Consider the following 19,468-nt stretch of genomic DNA (forward strand, 5'->3'; position numbering starts at 1 on the left):
CTTTTTAATCTTTTTTAAAGGGGGTTTTTAGAGGTGCCCTTTATATGATTTAGGCGTTTTCCCATCCGGATCAATATACTTAATCGGATTATTCCCCGCATAATGGTACACATGCAAATTGATGGTATTAAACACCCCGCCCATTCCCGGCAAATTCTCGTTATGTTTCTTAGCTTCATCATCAATAGGAGCCTTTGGTATGTAGTCGTTTAGTGCCGGATCCCCACTCAACCACCTACTATACTTCGGATCAAGATACCTCGCTCCATAGTAGTAAAGCCCTGTCTCTTCATCCAGTTCTTTACCGGTAAACCTAAACGGTAACTTATCCAACCCTGCTGCAACTTCCTCAACCCAAAGTTCACCATACGGCGTGTATTCAATATGCTCATATTGTCTGCCTTTCCAATCTGTTACGAATTGTGCGCTTCCTAAATGATCGCTGTGGTAGTAGTAACGCTTTGCTTTTTGTTCGTCGTTATCGCCTTGATTATCCGTATGGGTCATGGCGGTTACTAATCTTGAATTCCCTACAAAGATGTGTTTATGCACCCTTAACCCTTGAGGGTTGTTTTGGTCTTGGGTGGGGATGTGTATTGTAAAGAAGTTATTAAAGTAAAGCGTTTCGCTTCGCCCCTCGTCTGTGTATTTAAGCGCTCTTTGCCCATCGTCTCCGTAGCGGTAGTGGACTGTGTAGTTTCTGTCGCTCGATTTAGTTAAGAGGTTACGCTCGTTCCATGTGTAGTTACGCCTGTAGGCAAATAGGTCTTGCGGGTTTGTTTGCTCGGTTTCTTTAGGAGCGTCAAGCCCGAAGCCGTAGTCGGCACCATAAACATCTTGTTCTTCAAAGTATGAGTATGTAAATACAAACTCTTCTTCATCTGTAAAAGGTCCGTCTTTTTCGGCTGTGATATTGCCGTTTGCGTCATAGCGGTAATAGCGGGTTCCGGCTCTTATTAAACGATGGGCATAAGCCGGGTCGTACTCGTAGTCGAGGTTGTAATCAAGTTCAGCTTTGGGATACGAGTTCCCTTGAGAGCCGGGTATGTTTGTGGTGCTTAATTTTTCTTTCATGTTTCCTATGCCATCAAAGGCAAAGGTTTGTTTATATTTTGCAATGCTTACAGGTGTTGTTCCAGAGCTTTTTTTAGCCTTGTATTGGTTACTTGTACCCTCTACGCTTATAAGCTGGTAAAGATTATCGTAAGAGTATGTTTGTTTTGTTTCATAAGTACTTGCATCATTATTATAGCCTAGGACGTTTCCTACAGGGTCGAATGAGTACTTTATTTTTTGAAAGACGTCTTGAGTTTGGTTATTCTTTGTTTCTATTGTATCTAACCAACGCCGCTTCTCATCGTATTTGTATCTTGTTTCTACTCCGTTTCCGTAGCGTATGTAAACTCTTTGCGCGTGTTCGTCATAAATGATTTTATCTACGTAAGAGTATTCAACCGTTCCCTTTGACGAGGTTTTTACGCCGCTCACTCCCTTTAACTGTCCGCCTTTATCATAGGTGTAGGTTATGGTTTCTCCGTCGGGGTACTTCATGCTTTGCATTCTTCCAAGGTAGTCCGAGCGGTATTCAAAAGAGGCTGTTTCAGGATTAGTTCCCGCTCCGTAGCGGTTTATTGTTCTACTCTCTTTTATTATCTCGTTTAATTCGCCGTACTTGTAATGTGTCTCTCCCGTCTCATCTTTTTTGTAGATTACTTGCCCGGCTCCATTTTGTCCCGGCGCTCCGTATTTATATTCTATGTCTTGGCTAAAAGGATAGTCTATTTTTATTATTCTGTCTAGTCCGTCGTATTCATACCGTATTTCGGCAGCTTTGTTTTTTAATACCGAATCCGTTTCCGCTTGAAGCCTTCCTTTCTCATCGTAAATCCATTCTTTTTTGCCGGTGTCTTTGCTTTCTAATGCGGTTCTTCTTCCAAGTAAGTCATAACTTACCGATAAAAGGTTATCCTTTGCGTTGTATGCTCGCAGCATTTCTCCTAATACAGAGTATTCGTATTTTGCCTTTGTGAGGAGGCTATTGTTTTTATCTAAGCGTTCTACTTCTTTTATATTTCCCCGTGCATCTTTTTTGCTTATGCTTACGTTTTCCAATGGGTCGGTTGTTTTTGTTATTTGTAAAGAAGAATCTATAGAGTATTCCGTTTTTTGTTTATGTCCGTCAGGAAGTGTAGTTAAGATGTTTCTGTCAATATCGTCATACTCATATTTTGTTCCGTTTCTTATCGTTGTAAAATTATTTAGTTCATAAAACTGTTCTATCGCCTGATACGATGAGACGGTTTTTAAATCGCTTTCTAAGTTTCCTCCGTAAAAGAAGGGCATTCCTTCTTCAATCTTTCGCCCTGCTTCATCATAGTTTATTGCACTTGAAATATTCCAGCCTGTTTGTGTTTGCTCATCGGTTCCGTCTACGTACACTTCTCCTTCTTTTGCTGTGTAGCTTATTCTTCCCAGACCGTCATGGAGTACTATTGTTTTCATAACCGCCGTATCGTCGGCTTCCGTGCTTATTTTGTTTTCGGTTACGGTGTACCAAAAGGAATCTTTTGGAGTAATGTATGTGTATTTTGCATAAGGAGTTTTTCCTGGTCCGATGATTTTTTCGGTGTCTTTGTCTCTTTCAAAGTCGTAGGGGCTTCTCACCTCTGTTACCCGTCCAAAGTTGTCGTAACTGTAGGTCATGAAGTTTCCTGCACTGTCTGTTTCTTCTACCTTTACCCCTAAGGCTGTATTCCATTCTATTGTGCTCGTGTAAGATTTATCTCCTTTAGAGCTTATCTCTTTTATTTCGATAGGATATATGCCGTCAAGGTATTTGTATTCGGCTCTTTTACCTGTCGGGCTTGTTATTGCCTTTATGTTTCCGTCCTCTGTCCATTCTATGCGGTTTACAAGATATGCTCCATGCGACGTGTATTGTTTTAATTCCGTTAAGGCTCCTGTTCTGCTGTCGTATGCACCCTCCCTTTTACGCAAAAGAGTTCCCGTCTTTCCGTGCAGGACATGTATTTTTTCGGGGTGGGCTTTAAAGTACGCTTCTTCTCTTCCGCCTTTCCAATATGTTATTTCTGCTATGATATCATCGTTTGTGTTTGTTACCTCTCCCTTATCGTAAAGTTTTGTAACGTTCCCGTATTTATCGTACTCGTATTCGCTTTCGGTTTTTATTTCGTTGTAGTTTTCTCGTATTGTGTTTACTTCTTTTTTTATTCTCGCATGGGGAGCTGTGTCTATCTCGTATTCTTTTATTGAGTATACTTTATTTCCGTTTTTTATAGTTTCTTTTGAAAATATACACGCCGTCTGCTGCGTCGCTTCAAAAAAATTAATCCTCAACGTATCAAAGATACGCCTGCGGTTAATTTTTTCTCTCTCCTTGCATCCAACATGTCTATTTTCAAAAGCCATTGTTTTTCCGCTTCCTACCGTAAGCGGAAAAACCTCCGATAAGTTGTTTTTATTTAATAATAACTTTCTTTTGGCGGACTGCTGACACTTGTGCACTATCATAATTATGTAAAAGTACACAAGTGTCAGCACCGCGCTTTTCAGGGCTACGCTATCGCTTCGGTATCTTTCCGCAGAAATTACTGCGGAAAGATGTACAGCAAAAGCAATTTTTATAAATTGCTTTTGCTCCCTTGCAATCGCTGCCCGAGTGAGATAGTTGGGTTGTAAATAAATGCTAAGTTTTACTTTCATAGTTTTTTCTTTTATGTGAACTGTTTATCAATTAGTTCTTAATTTTACCTCTAAGCTTTTTTTCTCATATAATATCATATTTCAATCGGTTACACAATTTATTTTACAGAATCATTTTTTACATCCCTTTTCTTATTATTAAAATCCATCTTGAATACCCATAGTTAGCCAACGCACATTAGAATACTCATTATATTCGGATAACAGCAATAAGGTTTGTTCTTTTAATTCATGTAATTGAGATTCCAATTCATTAGGAAGTAGCGATTCAAAATCTTCTATGTAATGACACTCTATTAACAAATCATTTATTTTCTTATTAAATTTATATTTTTTATGCATACCCACTGGGAGGATGGAATTAACTTCATTTATGGTTATCTTTTTGTTAATGACAGCTTCAAGTGTTCCTAGTATAATAACTAAAAACATTTTCTCATCATACTTTTCATTAGTTATTTCTGTTATTTTCATTTTTATAAGTCTCCTTAAGCATAAATTACTTAATTATCTCGTGCTCCATCCATCTATAACTTTTACATCGAAAACTTTTTTGGATTCACTTTCAAAGTAATGTATAGAAATTTTATTTCCTGCCTTATCATAACCATTCTTAAATACCTTTTTCCAGTTACCTGGTTCAACTTTGCGTAAGTTATCTAGTAACTTACCGTTATTTACTTTATTCACCAGTGTTTGACCTCGAATTGCTTGAAATCCTTTAGGATATTTTGGAGCATCTTTTATTGATTTATAAATATTTTTTATTGTATTGTCAGATTTTGTAACAGCCTTCGTAACATCATAAACATCGTCAACTCTGTTTATAGCTTTTGAAATACCAGCCGCTATATTATCACTATTCTTAACAACTTGCTTTGTAAGACCAACAATTTCATCACTGTGCTTGACAAGTTGTTTAGTTGCTTTACCGCCTTTACCAACGGCATCACCAATGATAGGTATCATAGATGCAAAGCTAAGTCCAGCACTTACATAATCTCCACGACCTAAAGAGATAACACCGTTTATTCCATCAGCGAATTCTCCAACGCCGGGAATAAGACCTATAGCATCAAGACCTCCTTGAACCCAGTCAAGCCAATCTTTTCCGTCGGGGTCTGAATATCTGATCGGATTATTTCCACTATAGTGATATACATTTAGATTAACTGTATTATAAATGCCCCCAGAAGCTCCATCATAATCTTTGGAAATATAATCATTTAACGCCGGATCGCCACTCAGCCACCTACTATACTTCGGGTCAAGATACCTCGCTCCATAGTAGTATAAACCTGTCTCCTCGTCAAGCTCCTTACCCGTGAAGCGGAAAGGTAACTTGTCCAACCCCGCAGCGACTTCTTCAATCCAGAGTTCGCCATACGGCGTGTACTCTATGTGTTCATATTGTTTACCTCGCCAGTCGGTTACGAATTGTGTACTACCAAGGTGATCACTGTGGTAGTAGTATCTCTTTGCCTTTTGTTCGTCGTTATCTCCATGATTATCCGTATGTGTCATCGCTGTTACAAGGCGGCTGTTACCCACAAAGATGTGTTTGTGCACTCGTAAGCCTTGCGGGTTGTTTTGGTCTTGTGTTGGTATGTGTATCGTAAAGAAATTATTGAAGTAAAGCGTTTCGCTTCGGCCCTCATCGGTGTATTTAAGAGCCCTCTGTCCGTCTTCGCCGTAGCGGTAGTGGACTGTGTAGTTTCTGTCGCTTGATTTTGTTAAGAGGTTGCGCTCGTTCCATGTGTAGTTACGCCTGTAGGCAAATAGGTCTTGCGGGTTTGTTTGCTCGGTTTCTTTTGGTGCGTCAAGCCCGAAGCCGTAGTCGGCACCATAAACATCTTGTTCTTCAAAGTATGAGTATGTAAATACAAACTCTTCTTCATCTGTAAAAGGTCCGTCTTTTTCGGCTGTGATATTACCGTTTGCGTCATAGCGGTAATAACGGTTACCTGCTCTTATTAGGCGGTGTGCGTAGGCAGGGTCGTATTCGTAATCTAAGCTATAATCAAGTTCAGCCTTGGGATAGGAGTTTCCTTGTGCACCGGGTATGTTTGTGGTGCTTAGCTTTTCTTTCATGTTGCCTTCTTTTGAAAATATGCGGGCAATTACTGCGTCGCACGGCAAAAAAGTGTCCTCGACGTATACCCGATACGCCTGCGGTACTTTTTTGCCTAACTCCTTATACTTACCTCGCCTATTTTCAAAAGCCATTGTTTTTCCGCTTCCTAACGTAAGCGGAAAAACCTCTGATAAGCTGTTTTTATTTAATAATAACTTTCTTTTGGCGGACTGCTGCATTTTGTTTATTATTATCATAAAGAAAACAAAATGCAGCACCGCGCTTTTCGCTCCAATCTTTTTGCCGCATTTATCTTCACAGGCAAGGCTCTTCCCTCCGGTCAGAGCTTGCTTTTTGATTACACAAACCGCAAAAAGGATTTTTGCTTCAATCGCTGTCCGAGGGAGATGGTTGGGCTGTGAAAAATATATTTTTTTAGTTTTCATATATCACATCTCAATACTAGTAATGTCTATAAAATAAAACTAATTTTATAATTAAGACATAAACAAATAGATCAAATTATATTATTCCCAATATTCAATCTCTCGATATGTGGTAGAGAACAAAACTCCATCAGAAAAAAAATTTTCTTCAATCCAATTACCGTATTTATTATGTTTTACAATTTTACCACCAATACTACTTCATGTTTTTTAAACTATAATTTTCATAATCTTTTATATCACAAATTTCGCATTGCTTATTTTTTTTTATGATATAATCAAGTATCATAAAAATTTTTCTCTTTTCAAATGGTAAAATAAGTAAAAACAATCTTTTATTTGTTGCAAAAATTAAATATACACCTAACATATAATATTCTACCTTATATATTTCTGTATAAGGAACCTTTACAGAAATCGAAAAAAAACAATAGTAGAAACTATCACAATCTATTTTATAAAAAATACCAAAATTCAATATCAGCAATAATAAAAGACAAGTTATGATTATCCTGTCTTTTATGGAAGTTAATTGAAAATTACATATAAATGCACATCCTATAGTGATTTCAGTTAATGTTACAATCAATCCGTATATTTTAGGATATAGTATTACTTTTTTCATTTTACCATCCCCAACCTTTAAACTTATAATCAACATAATAACTAGTAGTAGTACCAACTACAGTTCCTGCAATAGTCCCTGGCACAGTTCCAACTCCACCTGACAGAGCCGTAATGCCTATAGAAACTAATCCGCCTGCTATAAACCCAGAGGCTGTTGAAGCTGCATTTCGAATAAATCTTTTTCCAGCGGCGAGAAAACTCTTTTTACTAATACCAGTATATATCGAATCTCCTATTCCTAATACAACTGATGCTACAATTAGTTTTTTACTTATATCTTTAAATGTATTTCCCCATTTAACAAATTTAGGATCAGGCAATGTCCTCATAGGAATTTGGGTAACGACATATTCAGGCAGACCAAAGCTATTTCCAATTCCAGCATATGGACTTGTCCATGAAGGAGCTCCAAAAGCAAAACAAGCCCCCGCTGCACCATCAAAAAAAGCTTGAACAGTAGAAATAGCAGAATTTGAAGTATTAAATATATTTTCAGTTTTCTTCCCAACAACTTCACCTGGTTGTAGCGTACGAGGGTCTCTATCAAAACCGGATTTTTCTTTCCAATCATCTCCATACAAACCATATAATGTATCCCCTTTTTCTGCAGTGTAGGTTCCATCTCCATTATTAATCCACATTCCGGTAGGATCTACATATTTAATCGGGTTATTTCCGCCGTAATGGTATACATTAAAGTTTACAGTATTATATATACCGCCCTCTCCTACAGAAGAACCAGCCATATAATCATTTAACGCCGGGTCTCCTGACAGCCACCTACTATACTTCGGATCCAAGTACCTTGCTCCATAATAATACAGTCCAGTCTCTTCATCCAGCTCCTTTCCTGTAAATCTGAACGGCAGTTTGTCTAATCCTGCGGCAACTTCTTCTATCCACAATTCGCCGTAGGGCGTATACTCTATATGTTCATACTGCCTACATTTCCAGTCGGTTACGAATTGTGCACTTCCCAAATGGTCACTGTGGTAATAGTAACGCTTTGCCTTTTGTTCGTCGTTGTCGCCTTGGTTATCCGTATGGGTCATGGCGGTTACTAATCTTGAGTTTCCTACAAATATGTGTTTATGCACCCGCAAGCCTTGCGGGTTATTTTGGTCTTGTGTCGGGATATGTATCGTAAAGAAATTATTAAAGTAAAGCGTTTCGCTTCGGCCCTCATCGGTGTATTTTAAGGCTCTTTGCCCGTCGTCTCCATAGCGGTAGTGCACGGTAAAGTTGCGGTCACTTGATTTTGTGAGTAAATTTCTCTCATTCCATGTGTAGTTACGTCTGTAAGCAAATAGGTCTTGCGGGTTTGATTGTTCCGTTTCTTTTGGGGCGTCAAGGCCGAAGCCGTAATCGGTGCCGTAGACGTCTTCATTTTCAAAGTATGAGTATGTAAATGCAAACTCTTCTTCATCAGTAAAAGGTCCGTCTTTTTCGGCTGTGATATTGCCGTTCGCATCGTATCGATAGTAGCGGTTTCCGGCTCTTATTAACCTGTGTGCGTAGGCAGGGTCATACTCGTAATTTAAACTATAATCAAGCTCAGCTTTGGGATAGGAGTTTCCTTGGGCACCGGGTATGTTTGTGGTACTTACCTTATTCCTCATGTTGCCTATGGCGTCAAAGCTGAATGTTTGTTTATATTTTGCAATACTTACCGGTGTCATACCGAAGCTCTTTTTACCCTTGTATTGGTTGCTTGTTCCTTCTACGCTTATAAGCTGGTACAGGTTATCGTAAGAGTATGTTTGTTTTGTTTCGTAAGTACTTGCGTCATTATTATAGCCTAGGACGTTTCCTACAGGGTCGAATGAGTACTTTATTTTTTGAAGGGCACCTCTAAAAACCCCCTTTAAAAAAGATTAAAAAGATGATAAAATGAGGTATGAAACAAAAAGGATTATTTGATGAAGAAGATCGTTTAAGAGTATTAAGCAAGTTAGGAGATAGTCTTGAAAAATTAAACGAAAAAATAAATTGGGAAATATTCAAACCACTATTAAAAAAAGCATTAACCAAAGAGCCAAAAGGTTTAGGCGGAAGACCTGCATACGATTATGTACTGATGTTTAAAATAATAATCTTACAAAAATTATACAACATAAGTGATGATCAAACGGAATATCAAATAAACGATCGGCTATCCTTTATGAGATTTTTAGGATTGGAATTAAAAGATAAAGTACCCGATTCAAAAACAATATGGCTTTTTAAAGAAAAACTCATTGAAGCGAGAGTATCAAAAAAGTTATTTGAAAAGTTTGGAAAAGAATTAGCTAGAAATAACTTAATAGGAAAAGAGGGAACGATAATAGATGCGACAATAGTAGAAGCTCCGATACAGCATAACAGCAAAGATGAAAATGAACAAATCAAAAACGGAAAAATTCCTGAACAATGGCAAGAAAAACAAAATAAGGCAAAATTATCGCAAAAAGACTGTGATGCGAGGTGGACAAAGAAGCATAAACGTAATTATTACGGTTATAAAGATCATATAAAAGTAGATAAAAAAAGTAAGCTTATATTGAAAGCGACGGTAACAGCAGCCAATGTTCATGATAGTAGAGAGTTAAAAAATTTGATTGAAAAAGAAGATGAAAGATTATACGCAGATAGTGCCTATATAGGAGAAGAAATAGACAGGATTTTAAAAGCGAAAGGAATAGAAGAGCAAATTTGTGAAAGAGGAGCAAGAGGGAAACCTCTTAGTAAAAAACAAAAAATCAGTAACAGAAAAAAATCAAAAATACGGGCGAGAGTAGAACATGTATTTGGCTTTATGACAAACTCAATGAAAGGTATATATGTAAGAACGATAGGATTAGCTCGTGCAACATTTTCGATAATAATGATGAACTTAACATACAACTTATGTCGATATTGCTATCTAAAGAAATAAAATGAGGGAGCATATAGGTAATAAAATGAAAAGTAAGGGAACTAAGATAAAGAATCCAAGTTTTACACTAGACAATTTATAAAAAAGCTACTAAAATAATAAATAGGTACACTAAAAAATAGGTTTTTAGAGGTGCCCTGAAAGATGTCTTGGGTTTGGTTATTCTTTGTTTCTATTGTATCTAGCCAACGCCGCTTTTCGTCGTACCTGTATCTTGTTTCTACTCCGTTTCCGTACTTTATATACACTCGCTGTGCGTGTTCGTCATATAGGATTTTATCTACGTAAGAGTATTCAGCCGTTCCCTTTGACGAGGTTTTTACGCCGCTCACTCCCTTTAACTGTCCGCCTTTATCATAGGTGTAGGTTATGGTTTCTCCGTCAGGGTATTTCATACTCTGCATTCGCCCAAGATAGTCCGAGCGGTATTCAAAGCTTGCAGTTTCAGGATTAGTTCCCGCTCCGTAGCGGTTTATGGTTCTTGTTTCGCTTACTACCTCGTTTAAGTTTCCGTAAGTATAGTGCGTTTCTCCCGTTTCATCTTTTTTGTAGACTATTTGCCCCGCTCCATTTTGTCCCGGCGCTCCGTATTTATATTCTATGTCATGGCTAAAAGGATAGTCTGTTTTTAGTATGCGGTCAAAGCCGTCATACTCGTATCTTATTTCGGCAGCCTTGTTTTTTAATACCGAATCCGTTTCTGCTTGCAGCCTTCCTTTCTCATCGTAAATCCATTCTTTTTTGCCGGTGTCTTTGCTTTCTAATGCGGTTCTTCTTCCAAGCAAGTCATAACTTACCGATAAAAGATTATTCTTTGCGTCATATGCTCTAAGCATTTCTCCGAGGACGGAGTATTCGTATCGTGCTTTGGTTAATATAGTATTGTTTTTATCTAAGCGTTCTACTTCCCGTATGTTTCCTCTTGCATCTTTTTTACTTATGCTTACGTTTTCCAATGGGTCGGTTGTTTTTGTTATTTGTAAAGAGCTTTCTATCGAATACTCCGTTTTTTGTTTGTGTCCGTCAGGAAGTGTAGTTAAGATGTTCCTGTCTATGTCGTCATACTCATATTTTGTTCCGTTTCTTATCGTTGTAAAATCGTTAAGCTCATAAAACGCTTCAAGGGCTTCATAAGAATTTTTATTTACCAGTTCTTGTTCTAAGTTCCCTCCGTAAAAGAAGGGCATTCCTTCTTCCGTCTTGCGTCCGGCTTTATCATAGTGTATTGTACTTGAGATGTTCCAGCCCGTTTGGGTTTGGTCAGCGGTTCCGTCGATGTACACTTCCCCCTCTTTTGCTGTGTAGCTTATTCTTCCTAACCCATCGTGAATTACTATGGTTTTCATTACGGCGCTGTCTTTTGCTTCGGTGCTTATTTTGTTTTCGGTTACGGTGTACCAAAAGGAAGATGATGGAGTAATGTATGTGTATTTTGCGTAAGGAGTTTCACTTGTGTCGTAGGGGCTTCTCACCTCTGTTACCCGTCCAAAGTTGTCATATTTATAGCTCATGGTGTTGTTTGCGGCATCGGTTTCTTTTAGCTTTACGCCTAAGACGCTGTCCCATTCTATTGTGCTTATATAAGCCTTATCCCCTTTCGAGCTTATCTCTTTTATTTCAATCGGGTAGATACCATCAAGGTATTTGTATTCACTTCGCTTTCCGGTCGGGCCTGTTAGCGCTTTTATGTTCCCTTCAGCCGTCCATTCTATGCGGTGTAATAGATACGCCGACTGCGTTGTGTATTGTTTTAGTTCGGTTAAGGCGCCGGTTCTTGCATCATAGCTTCCTTCTCTTTTTCGTAAGAGCGTTCCGGTCTTTCCGTGTAAGACTTGTATTTTCTCAGGGTGTGCTTTAAAGTATTTCTCTTCACTCGCCCCCTTCCAATATGTTATTTCCGCTATGATATCATCATTTGTGTTTGTTACCTCTCCCTTATCGTAAAGTTTTGTAACGTTTCCGTATTTGTCGTACTCGTATTCGCTTTCGGTTTTTATTTCGTTGTAGTTTTCTCGTATTGTGTTTACTTCTTTTTTTATTCTCGCATGGGGAGCTGTGTCTACCTCGTATTCTTTTATTGAGTAGATGGTGCTTCCGTTCTTTACCGTTTCGCGTTTTACCATGCCTTTACGGTAGTAAGAGTCGATATAATATTCCGTTTCAGTTACAGTGCCTATTGCGTTTTTACTTTTTACGGTTTTAAAGCCGTAGAATTCTTTTTCGGCTCTGTTATAATAGCCGTCTTCGTAAGTGTAATGGGTAGTATACTCTTGTTCTTTTGAAAATATGCGGGCATCTCCTGCGTCGCTACGCAAAAATAAATGCTCGACGTATACCCGATACGCCTCCGCTTTATTTTTACCAGGCTCCTTGTATCTGCTCCGCCTATTTTCAAAAGTCCTGTCAGTGGGGCTGTTTAGTAATAACTTTATTTTGGCGGACTGCTCAATTTTGTTTTTTAGCATTACGAAGAAAACAAAATTGAGCATCGCGCTTTTCGCTCCAATCTTTTTGCTGCACTTGTCTTCACAGGCAAGGCTCTTCCCTCCGGTCAGAGCTTGCTTTTTGATTACACAAACCGCAAAAAGGATTTTCGCTTCAATCGCTGTCCGATTAGAATTTCCAACTGTGTAATTTTTACCCTGCAATAATTTATCCATCTAAGTATCTATCTATGCAACAATATTATTTACATATTTTCGTCCAAGTATTTATCCCCATCAACCTATCGACAACATGCTCCCTGTCCCAAACAGCAGTTACTTCTAGTCCAAGACATTCATCCTTTGTTGCTTTCCTTATTTTTCCTTTATAATAAATTTCAAAATTCCCAGGTTTAAGAATATCTTCAATAAAAGTTTGTGGGGTCCAAGCATCTCCGTCATTGTCAAAAGGAATGTTTCCTACTTTCGGCCATACACCATCGGATAAAACATCTTTATATACTCCTACATAAAAATCTATATTTTTAAAATCAGGTATATCATACATATCATTAGCTCTTGCTTTTGCTGTAGCCAATCGCTCTCTATGCAATCTCCCAAATGCAAATGTTCCATCTGGTAATGGTATTGCATAAATATTTCCAAGTTTTTCTCTTTGTCTCTTTGCCATAGTTTTAAAACTCCTTATTTGCTTGATTTATATAATATAATCGATTGGGATTATTCTGACTAATACCATTAATAGCGTTACCAGATGTACCTCAACAGTTTTTATCACCTAGTTTTAATTTTATATACAGGTATTGAAATAATTTCTTAAACTTCAATTTGTCATTTAAATAAATAATATATCAATACTTTTTTAGGATTCATCCAAACAATGTTTTAATTAACATAAAAAAACAAATCAAAAAAATAAGAATAGCTGCAACTAATCCTTTAATAGTAGAAGGTAATATCTTATCATTATCACGGTCATCTTGAAAATCCAAATAGAAACTAGGAAACATACAGCCTCCCATAATAGTACCCAATAAATAATATAAAATAGCCGAGTCTCTATATTCAATCATACATAATACGATTAAAATCAAACATGCTATTAAAGCAATATAAAAACAAACTCGGGCGATATGTCTATTCATTCAAAGTTTCCTCTCTTTCAAATTTTAATATTTCTTTCATAACATAATCAGCCATCTGTGAAGCAGCTCCTGGAGCCATTTTTTCACCAAAATATCCTTCTACAAAATCTTTGTATAATTGCTTTCTTAGTCCATCAATTGTTTTTAATGCACCCCGCCGCCCTTTCATATAATACAAGCCGTTTTTGCCCACAGAAATACTAATTAGACTACCTAATTTTTCACACCCTTTCTTAATGCCACTACCAGCTAATGAAGATAAAATTACTACTGCAAAACCTTTAGCACCCTCAATATAATTACCATTAGAAAGATTATCAAAGCTCAGCAGTATATCAGCAGCAGTACCAATAGTTCCCGTAATTGCCGCCAATTCAGGCTGTCCAATAGCTAGGAAGAGCAATGTAGCAGTTCCAGAATTTTCACTTGCAAATTGCAGCGTTTCAATATATATGCTATATCCGCTCTTTACCATTTGATCAATTTTAGCTAAAACCTCATTTGCCATTTCAAATTGAGGATTTAATGGATAATCTAATCGATTCATTGAATAAATTGCTTTATTTAGATTATAATTAAACCATCCTTTAATAAAATTGATTATATCCCGTCCATCCGGATCCACATACTTAACCGGATTATTTCCCGCATAGTGATACACATGCAGATTGACGGTATTAAACACCCCTCCCATTCCCGGCAAATTCTCGTTGTGTTTCTTCGCTTCGTCATCAATGGGAGCCTTTGGTATGTAATCGTTTAATGCAGGATCCCCGCTTAACCACCGACTATACTTCGGATCCAAGTACCTTGCTCCATAGTAGTATAAACTTGTTTCTTCGTCAAGTTCCTTGCCTGTGAACCTAAACGGTAATTTATCCAATCCTGCTGCTACTTCTTCAATCCATAACTCTCCATAAGGTGTGTATTCTATATGTTCGTATTGTTTACCTTTCCAGTCGGTTACGAATTGCGCACTGCCAAGGTGATCACTGTGGTAGTAATACCGCTTTGCTTTTTGTTCTTCGTTGTCTCCATTGTTATCCGTGTGCGTCATTGCAGTTACTAATCTTGAATTTCCCACAAAGATGTGTTTGTGCACTCGTAAGCCTTGCGGGTTGTTTTGGTCTTGTGTCGGTATGTGTATCGTGAAAAAGTTATTAAAGTATAGCGTTTCGCTTCTTCCCTCGTCAGTGTATTTTAAAGCTCTTTGGCCGTCTTCGCCGTAGCGGTAGTGTACTGTGTAGTTTCTGTCGCTTGATTTGGTTAAGAGGTTTCGCTCGTTCCATGTGTAGTTTCTTCGATAAGCAAATAGGTCTTGAGGGTTTGTTTGCTCGGTTTCTTTAGGTGCGTCAAGACCAAATCCGTAGTCGGCACCGTATACGTCTTCATTTTCAAAGTATGAGTATGTAAATACAAACTCTTCTTCATCTGTGAATGGCCCATCTTTTTCTGCCGTTATATTTCCGTTTGCGTCATAGCGGTAGTATCGGTTGCCTGCTCTTATTAGGCGGTGTGCATAGGCAGGGTCATACTCGTATTGAAGCAAGTAGTCAAGTTCAGCTTTGGGATAGGAGTTTCCTTGGGCACCGGGTATGTTTGTGGTGCTTAGCTTTTCTTTCATGTTGCCTATGCCATCAAAGGCAAAGGTTTGTCTGTACTTTGCAATGCTTACAGGTGTTGTTCCAGAGCTTTTTTTACCCTTGTATTGGTTGCTCGTTCCTTCTACGCTTATCAGTTGGTACAAGTTGTCGTATGTGTAACTCTGACTTGTTTCATACGTGCTTGCGTCATTATTATAACCGAGGACATTTCCAACTGCATCAAAGTTATATTTTATTTTTTGAAAGACATCTTGGGTTTGTACGTTTTTTGTTTCTATCGAGTCAAGCCATCTTCGCTTTTCATCGTACTTATATCTTGTTTCTACGCCGTTTCCATACTTTATATATACCCTTTGCGCGTGTTCGTCATATAGGATTTTATCTACGTAAGAGTATTCAGCCGTTCCCTTTGACGAGGTTTTTACGCCGCTCACTCCCTTTAACTGTCCGCCTTTATCATAGGTGTAGGTTATGGTTTCTCCGTCAGGGTATTTCATACTCTGCATTCGCCCAAGATAGTCCGAGCGGTATTCAAAGCTTGCAGTTTCAGGATTAGTTCCCGCTCCGTAGCGGTTTATGGTTCTTGTTTCGCTTACTACCTCGTTTAAGTTTCCGTAAGTATAGTGCGTTTCTCCCGTTTCATCTTTTTTGTAGACTATTTGCCCCGCTCCATTTTGTCCCGGCGCTCCGTATTTATATTCTATGTCATGGCTAAAAGGATAGTCTGTTTTTAGTATGCGGTCAAAGCCGTCATACTCGTATCTTATTTCGGCAGCCTTGTTTTTTAATACCGAATCCGTTTCTGCTTGCAGCCTTCCTTTCTCATCGTAAATCCATTCTTTTTTGCCGGTGTCTTTGCTTTCTAATGCGGTTCTTCTTCCAAGCAAGTCATAACTTACCGATAAAAGATTATTCTTTGCGTCATATGCTCTAAGCATTTCTCCGAGGACGGAGTATTCGTATCGTGCTTTGGTTAATATAGTATTGTTTTTATCTAAGCGTTCTACTTCCCGTATGTTTCCTCTTGCATCTTTTTTACTTATGCTTACGTTTTCCAATGGGTCGGTTGTTTTTGTTATTTGTAAAGAGCTTTCTATTGAATACTCCGTTTTTTGTTTGTGTCCGTCAGGAAGTGTAGTTAAGATGTTCCTGTCTATATCGTCATACTCGTATTTTGTTCCGTTTCTTATCGTTGTAAAATTATTTAGTTCGTAAAACGCTTCAAGGGCTTGATAAGAGTTTTTACTTGATAGTTCTTGTTCTAAATCTCCTCCGTAAAAGAAGGGCATTCCTTCTTCTATCTTTCGTCCTGCTTCATCATAGTTTATTGCACTTGAAATATTCCAGCCTGTTTGGGTAGAATCGGCTGTTCCGTCGATGTACACTTCCCCTTCTTTTGCTGTATAGCTTATTCTTCCTAAGCCGTCGTGAATTACTATGGTTTTCATAACCTCTTTTGAAAATATGCGGGCATCTCCTGCGTCGCTACGCAAAATGAGCTCGACATATACCCTTTCCCCGCCACGGATGGCGGTGGTTTTAGCTTTGAGAGTTTTGCGTATGCAAAACTCTGAGATAAAAAAGGTACAAGGATGTACCTTTTTTATCGGTCTATTTTCAAAAGTCCTGTCAGAGGGAATTTTAGATCGCGATAGTTTTTTATTTAAGTACCTTTGAGCGGCGGACTGCTGACACTTGTGTATTATCATAATTATATAAAAGTACACAAGTGTCAGCACCGTGCTTTTCAGGGCTCCGCTGTCGCTTCGGTATCTTTCCGCAGAAATTACTGCGGAAAGATGTACAGCAAAAGCAATTTTGATAAATTGCTTTTGCTCCCTTTCAATCGCTGTCCGAAAGATGAGATAGTTAGAATGTGGATAAATGTAAGGTTTTGGTTTCATTGTTTTTATATTTATCGTAAAAGTTTTATCAACTAGTTTTTAATTGTATCTCCAATTTTTTTGTTCTCTCCTACAATTAATATCATATTTCTTCCTATAGAAATATAATAATTAGTCCAAAAGAAAATTCATGACGTTCATCAAGGTCTCGCAAATCTAAATACAATAATCTATCTTTTAAATTCCAACACGGTAGCATATCCTTATATAACACCCATCCCTCTCCTTCTACATAACGAGCAGCTTCAATTTCATTTAAATGATATGCGCCGTATTTCTTTACCAATGTAGAAATAATTTTATTTTTTAGCTTTTCAGGTATTGGTCTACTTTGAGTTCTATCAAAACCAATATATAACTTCTGTTTAAGAAAATCATAGTCTACAGTACAGAATACCTCTGTCCAAAAGGTGCCGTATTTAAATGACTGTACATAATAAGTGCCTGCCTCCCAGAAGCCCCATTTTTTATACAGTTGATATAATTCCTCATATGATTTAATAGATTTAAAATCATAATGTATTGCATCATATAGTATATGATACCTTTCAGTACAAGAACTAAAACTGAGTACAACCACAAATAATAACACAATTTTTTTCATTTTTTCCATGCTCCAAAATCCCATCTTCGATAATTTATCCCAAAAGCATTTGATGCATTAGGAACTTCATTATTGCCTGCACCTTTAAAAACATCTCTATTAGTATCTAAAGTCCTTTCACTTATCATTGTACCCCCATAAAAAAAAGCTCCATATTTTGAACTCCCTCTCAAAAAATTACCCTGCTTTATAGTAAATATACCTTGTTTATTTTCTGTAACTACCTGTGTATGGCTCATTTTATTATCTTTTGTTCCATTAGGCGTTCCCGTATCCATCAAAATTAAATCACCTGGAGAAATATTTTTTTTATCAACTGCAACTGTATTTTGCATCAAATCATGTGCTGCAGTTGAAGACAAAACATCTTTTTTATATTTTTCTGGATCAGAATATTTATTATCAGATGAATTATATGTTCCAGAATTATTTTTTATATTGAGAGGTAAAGAATTTTCTGAAGCAAAATCAATAAGAATACTTAATGCCAGATCTTCACAAGTAAATCTTTTTTTATTTTTTTCATATTCAGATATTTTTAAAGAAATATAATCTTCATATTTTTTTTGAAATTCTGAATTCCATTCATTTTTAGCATCCCACATTCCCGTAGGATCAGTATATTTAATCGGGTTATTTCCGCCATAATGGTATACATTAAAGTTTACCGTATTATATATACCGCCCTCACCAACAGAAGAACCTGCCATATAATCATTCAGTGCAGGATCCCCTGACAGCCATCTACTATACTTCGGATCCAAGTACCTAGCCCCATAGTAGTACAACCCCGTCTCTTCATCCAGCTCCTTCCCCGTAAACCTAAACGGCAGTTTGTCTATTCCGGGTGCCGTTTCCTCTATCCACAGCTCTCCATACGGGGTATACTCTATGTGTTCATACTGCATACCATTCCAATCGGTTATAAACTGTGCACTTTGCAGATGGTCTGCGTGGTAGTAGTATCTTTTCTCTGTTTGTTCTGTTGTGTCGCCGTTATTATCAGCGTGCGTCATTTCTTTTGAAAATATGCGGGCATCTCCTGCGTCGCTACGCAAAAATAAATGCTCGACGTATACCCGATACGCCTCCGCTTTATTTTTACTAGGCTCCTTGTATCTGCTCCACCTATTTTCAAAAGTCCTGTCAGTGGAGCTGTTTAGTAATAACTTTCTTTTAGCGGACTGCCGATACTTGTTTATCATTATAATATAAAAGTAAACAAGTATCGGCACCGCGCTTTTCAGGGCTCCGCTATCGCTTCGGTATCTTTCCGCAGAAATTGCTGCGGAAAGATGTACAGCAAAAGCAATTTGTATAAATTGCTTTTGCTCCCTTACAATCGCTGTCCGAGTGGTGATATGGTTAGGTTGGTTGAATAAATAACTAATCTTCATTTAAATAAGTCCTTTAATTTATTTAAATCCATATATCTTGACTTATCAAATAATTACTCAGAACAATGTTCAATTTTCCAATAAATCATTTCGCAAATCATATACAGTAATATCTTCATTTTTGATATATATGATTTCATCTTTAGTAATAATTTTATATTTAATATCATACTTTCCTATCTTTTTATTTTTTTTAATAAAATCAATTGTATATTCTTTATATGACCCCCAGGAAGCACTTGAAAACGGTATTTCGATCAGAAGCTCAATATCATGATTATTTATATCTCCTATTTTTAATGGAAATTCTCCATACCGGCATTTACCGATCAATATATAAAAATTATTATAAATATATAAAATTTTATTTCCTGAGCCATAATATAAAAGAGGTTCTTGGTAAGACAGTACAAGAATATTTTTATTATGATTAAATAAGACTATCTGTCTTGCAGAATCAAAAATATTTTTTGTATATATACAATATGCTATAAATATAAAAAATAAAAACACACTTATAATAAATAAAAAAACAATCCTTTTCATTATTCCACCTTCTTTTATTTTGACCTTAGGATGATATTAT

At 37.3% G+C, this 19,468-nt stretch carries 13 protein-coding genes; 1 reads left to right on the forward strand and 12 read right to left on the reverse strand.

Annotated elements, in window-relative coordinates:
- Positions 1 to 27: 27 nt before the first annotated feature.
- The 5 genes from E4O07_RS08765 to E4O07_RS08785 form a co-directional block, all read right to left on the reverse strand.
- Positions 28 to 3,723: an RHS repeat domain-containing protein gene (locus tag E4O07_RS08765; RefSeq protein ID WP_253685072.1), complete on the reverse strand. Its 3,696-nt coding sequence runs from the start codon at positions 3,721 to 3,723 to the stop codon at positions 28 to 30.
- Positions 3,724 to 3,861: 138 nt separating this feature from the next.
- Positions 3,862 to 4,197 (reverse strand): DUF3969 family protein, encoded by a 336-nt coding sequence (locus E4O07_RS08770; RefSeq protein ID WP_253685073.1) that lies wholly within the window; start codon positions 4,195 to 4,197, stop codon positions 3,862 to 3,864.
- Positions 4,198 to 4,230: 33 nt separating this feature from the next.
- Entirely contained in the window at positions 4,231 to 6,243 is a 2,013-nt protein-coding gene (locus E4O07_RS08775) for an RHS repeat domain-containing protein (protein WP_253685074.1), read from the reverse strand.
- A gap of 196 nt (positions 6,244 to 6,439) precedes the next feature.
- Complete coding sequence (locus E4O07_RS08780; protein WP_253685075.1) at positions 6,440 to 6,868, reverse strand: hypothetical protein; 429 nt, start codon at positions 6,866 to 6,868, stop codon at positions 6,440 to 6,442.
- Between the two features lies 1 nt (position 6,869).
- The gene (locus tag E4O07_RS08785) at positions 6,870 to 8,549 is read right to left on the reverse strand and encodes an RHS repeat-associated core domain-containing protein (protein ID WP_253685076.1); all 1,680 of its coding nucleotides are present in this window, start codon (positions 8,547 to 8,549) and stop codon (positions 6,870 to 6,872) included.
- A 218-nt stretch (positions 8,550 to 8,767) separates the two neighbouring features.
- Between E4O07_RS08785 and E4O07_RS08790 the strand changes: the two genes are divergently transcribed.
- Positions 8,768 to 9,784, forward strand: a complete 1,017-nt coding sequence (locus E4O07_RS08790; protein WP_253685071.1) for an IS5 family transposase — start codon at positions 8,768 to 8,770, stop codon at positions 9,782 to 9,784.
- Positions 9,785 to 9,846: 62 nt separating this feature from the next.
- Here the strand turns inward: E4O07_RS08790 and E4O07_RS08795 are convergent, their stop codons facing one another.
- The 7 genes from E4O07_RS08795 to E4O07_RS08825 form a co-directional block, all read right to left on the reverse strand.
- Positions 9,847 to 12,444, reverse strand: a complete 2,598-nt coding sequence (locus tag E4O07_RS08795; RefSeq protein WP_253685078.1) for a toxin TcdB middle/N-terminal domain-containing protein — start codon at positions 12,442 to 12,444, stop codon at positions 9,847 to 9,849.
- Positions 12,445 to 12,469: 25 nt separating this feature from the next.
- Entirely contained in the window at positions 12,470 to 12,898 is a 429-nt protein-coding gene (locus E4O07_RS08800) for an immunity 26/phosphotriesterase HocA family protein (RefSeq protein WP_253685079.1), read from the reverse strand.
- A 199-nt stretch (positions 12,899 to 13,097) separates the two neighbouring features.
- Positions 13,098 to 13,373, reverse strand: a complete 276-nt coding sequence (locus tag E4O07_RS08805; RefSeq protein ID WP_253685080.1) for a hypothetical protein — start codon at positions 13,371 to 13,373, stop codon at positions 13,098 to 13,100.
- Positions 13,366 to 16,881: an RHS repeat domain-containing protein gene (locus E4O07_RS08810; protein ID WP_253730555.1), complete on the reverse strand. Its 3,516-nt coding sequence runs from the start codon at positions 16,879 to 16,881 to the stop codon at positions 13,366 to 13,368. Before E4O07_RS08810 ends, E4O07_RS08805 begins: the two co-directional genes overlap by 8 nt.
- 94 nt (positions 16,882 to 16,975) lie before the next feature.
- Positions 16,976 to 17,485 carry a hypothetical protein gene (locus E4O07_RS08815; protein WP_253685082.1) on the reverse strand — a complete coding sequence of 170 codons (510 nt, stop codon included), beginning with the start codon at positions 17,483 to 17,485 and terminating at the stop codon, positions 16,976 to 16,978.
- Entirely contained in the window at positions 17,482 to 18,882 is a 1,401-nt protein-coding gene (locus E4O07_RS13450; RefSeq protein ID WP_305879945.1) for an RHS repeat domain-containing protein, read from the reverse strand. The genes E4O07_RS08815 and E4O07_RS13450 overlap by 4 nt, the downstream gene beginning before the upstream one ends.
- 69 nt (positions 18,883 to 18,951) lie before the next feature.
- Positions 18,952 to 19,428 (reverse strand): hypothetical protein, encoded by a 477-nt coding sequence (locus E4O07_RS08825; protein WP_020963891.1) that lies wholly within the window; start codon positions 19,426 to 19,428, stop codon positions 18,952 to 18,954.
- Positions 19,429 to 19,468: the final 40 nt, after the last annotated feature.

This window comes from Treponema sp. OMZ 798 (assembly GCF_024181385.1).
GTDB lineage: Bacteria > Spirochaetota > Spirochaetia > Treponematales > Treponemataceae > Treponema_B.

Coding starts and splice junctions, on each gene's coding strand:
- E4O07_RS08765 (WP_253685072.1), bottom strand. CDS start 3,723: ATGAAAGTAAAACTTAGCATTTATTTACAACCCAACTATCTCACTCGG.
- E4O07_RS08770 (WP_253685073.1), bottom strand. CDS start 4,197: ATGAAAATAACAGAAATAACTAATGAAAAGTATGATGAGAAAATGTTT.
- E4O07_RS08775 (WP_253685074.1), bottom strand. CDS start 6,243: ATGAAAACTAAAAAAATATATTTTTCACAGCCCAACCATCTCCCTCGG.
- E4O07_RS08780 (WP_253685075.1), bottom strand. CDS start 6,868: ATGAAAAAAGTAATACTATATCCTAAAATATACGGATTGATTGTAACA.
- E4O07_RS08785 (WP_253685076.1), bottom strand. CDS start 8,549: ATGACACCGGTAAGTATTGCAAAATATAAACAAACATTCAGCTTTGAC.
- E4O07_RS08790 (WP_253685071.1), top strand. CDS start 8,768: ATGAAACAAAAAGGATTATTTGATGAAGAAGATCGTTTAAGAGTATTA.
- E4O07_RS08795 (WP_253685078.1), bottom strand. CDS start 12,444: ATGGATAAATTATTGCAGGGTAAAAATTACACAGTTGGAAATTCTAAT.
- E4O07_RS08800 (WP_253685079.1), bottom strand. CDS start 12,898: ATGGCAAAGAGACAAAGAGAAAAACTTGGAAATATTTATGCAATACCA.
- E4O07_RS08805 (WP_253685080.1), bottom strand. CDS start 13,373: ATGAATAGACATATCGCCCGAGTTTGTTTTTATATTGCTTTAATAGCA.
- E4O07_RS08810 (WP_253730555.1), bottom strand. CDS start 16,881: ATGAAACCAAAACCTTACATTTATCCACATTCTAACTATCTCATCTTT.
- E4O07_RS08815 (WP_253685082.1), bottom strand. CDS start 17,485: ATGAAAAAAATTGTGTTATTATTTGTGGTTGTACTCAGTTTTAGTTCT.
- E4O07_RS13450 (WP_305879945.1), bottom strand. CDS start 18,882: ATGAAGATTAGTTATTTATTCAACCAACCTAACCATATCACCACTCGG.
- E4O07_RS08825 (WP_020963891.1), bottom strand. CDS start 19,428: ATGAAAAGGATTGTTTTTTTATTTATTATAAGTGTGTTTTTATTTTTT.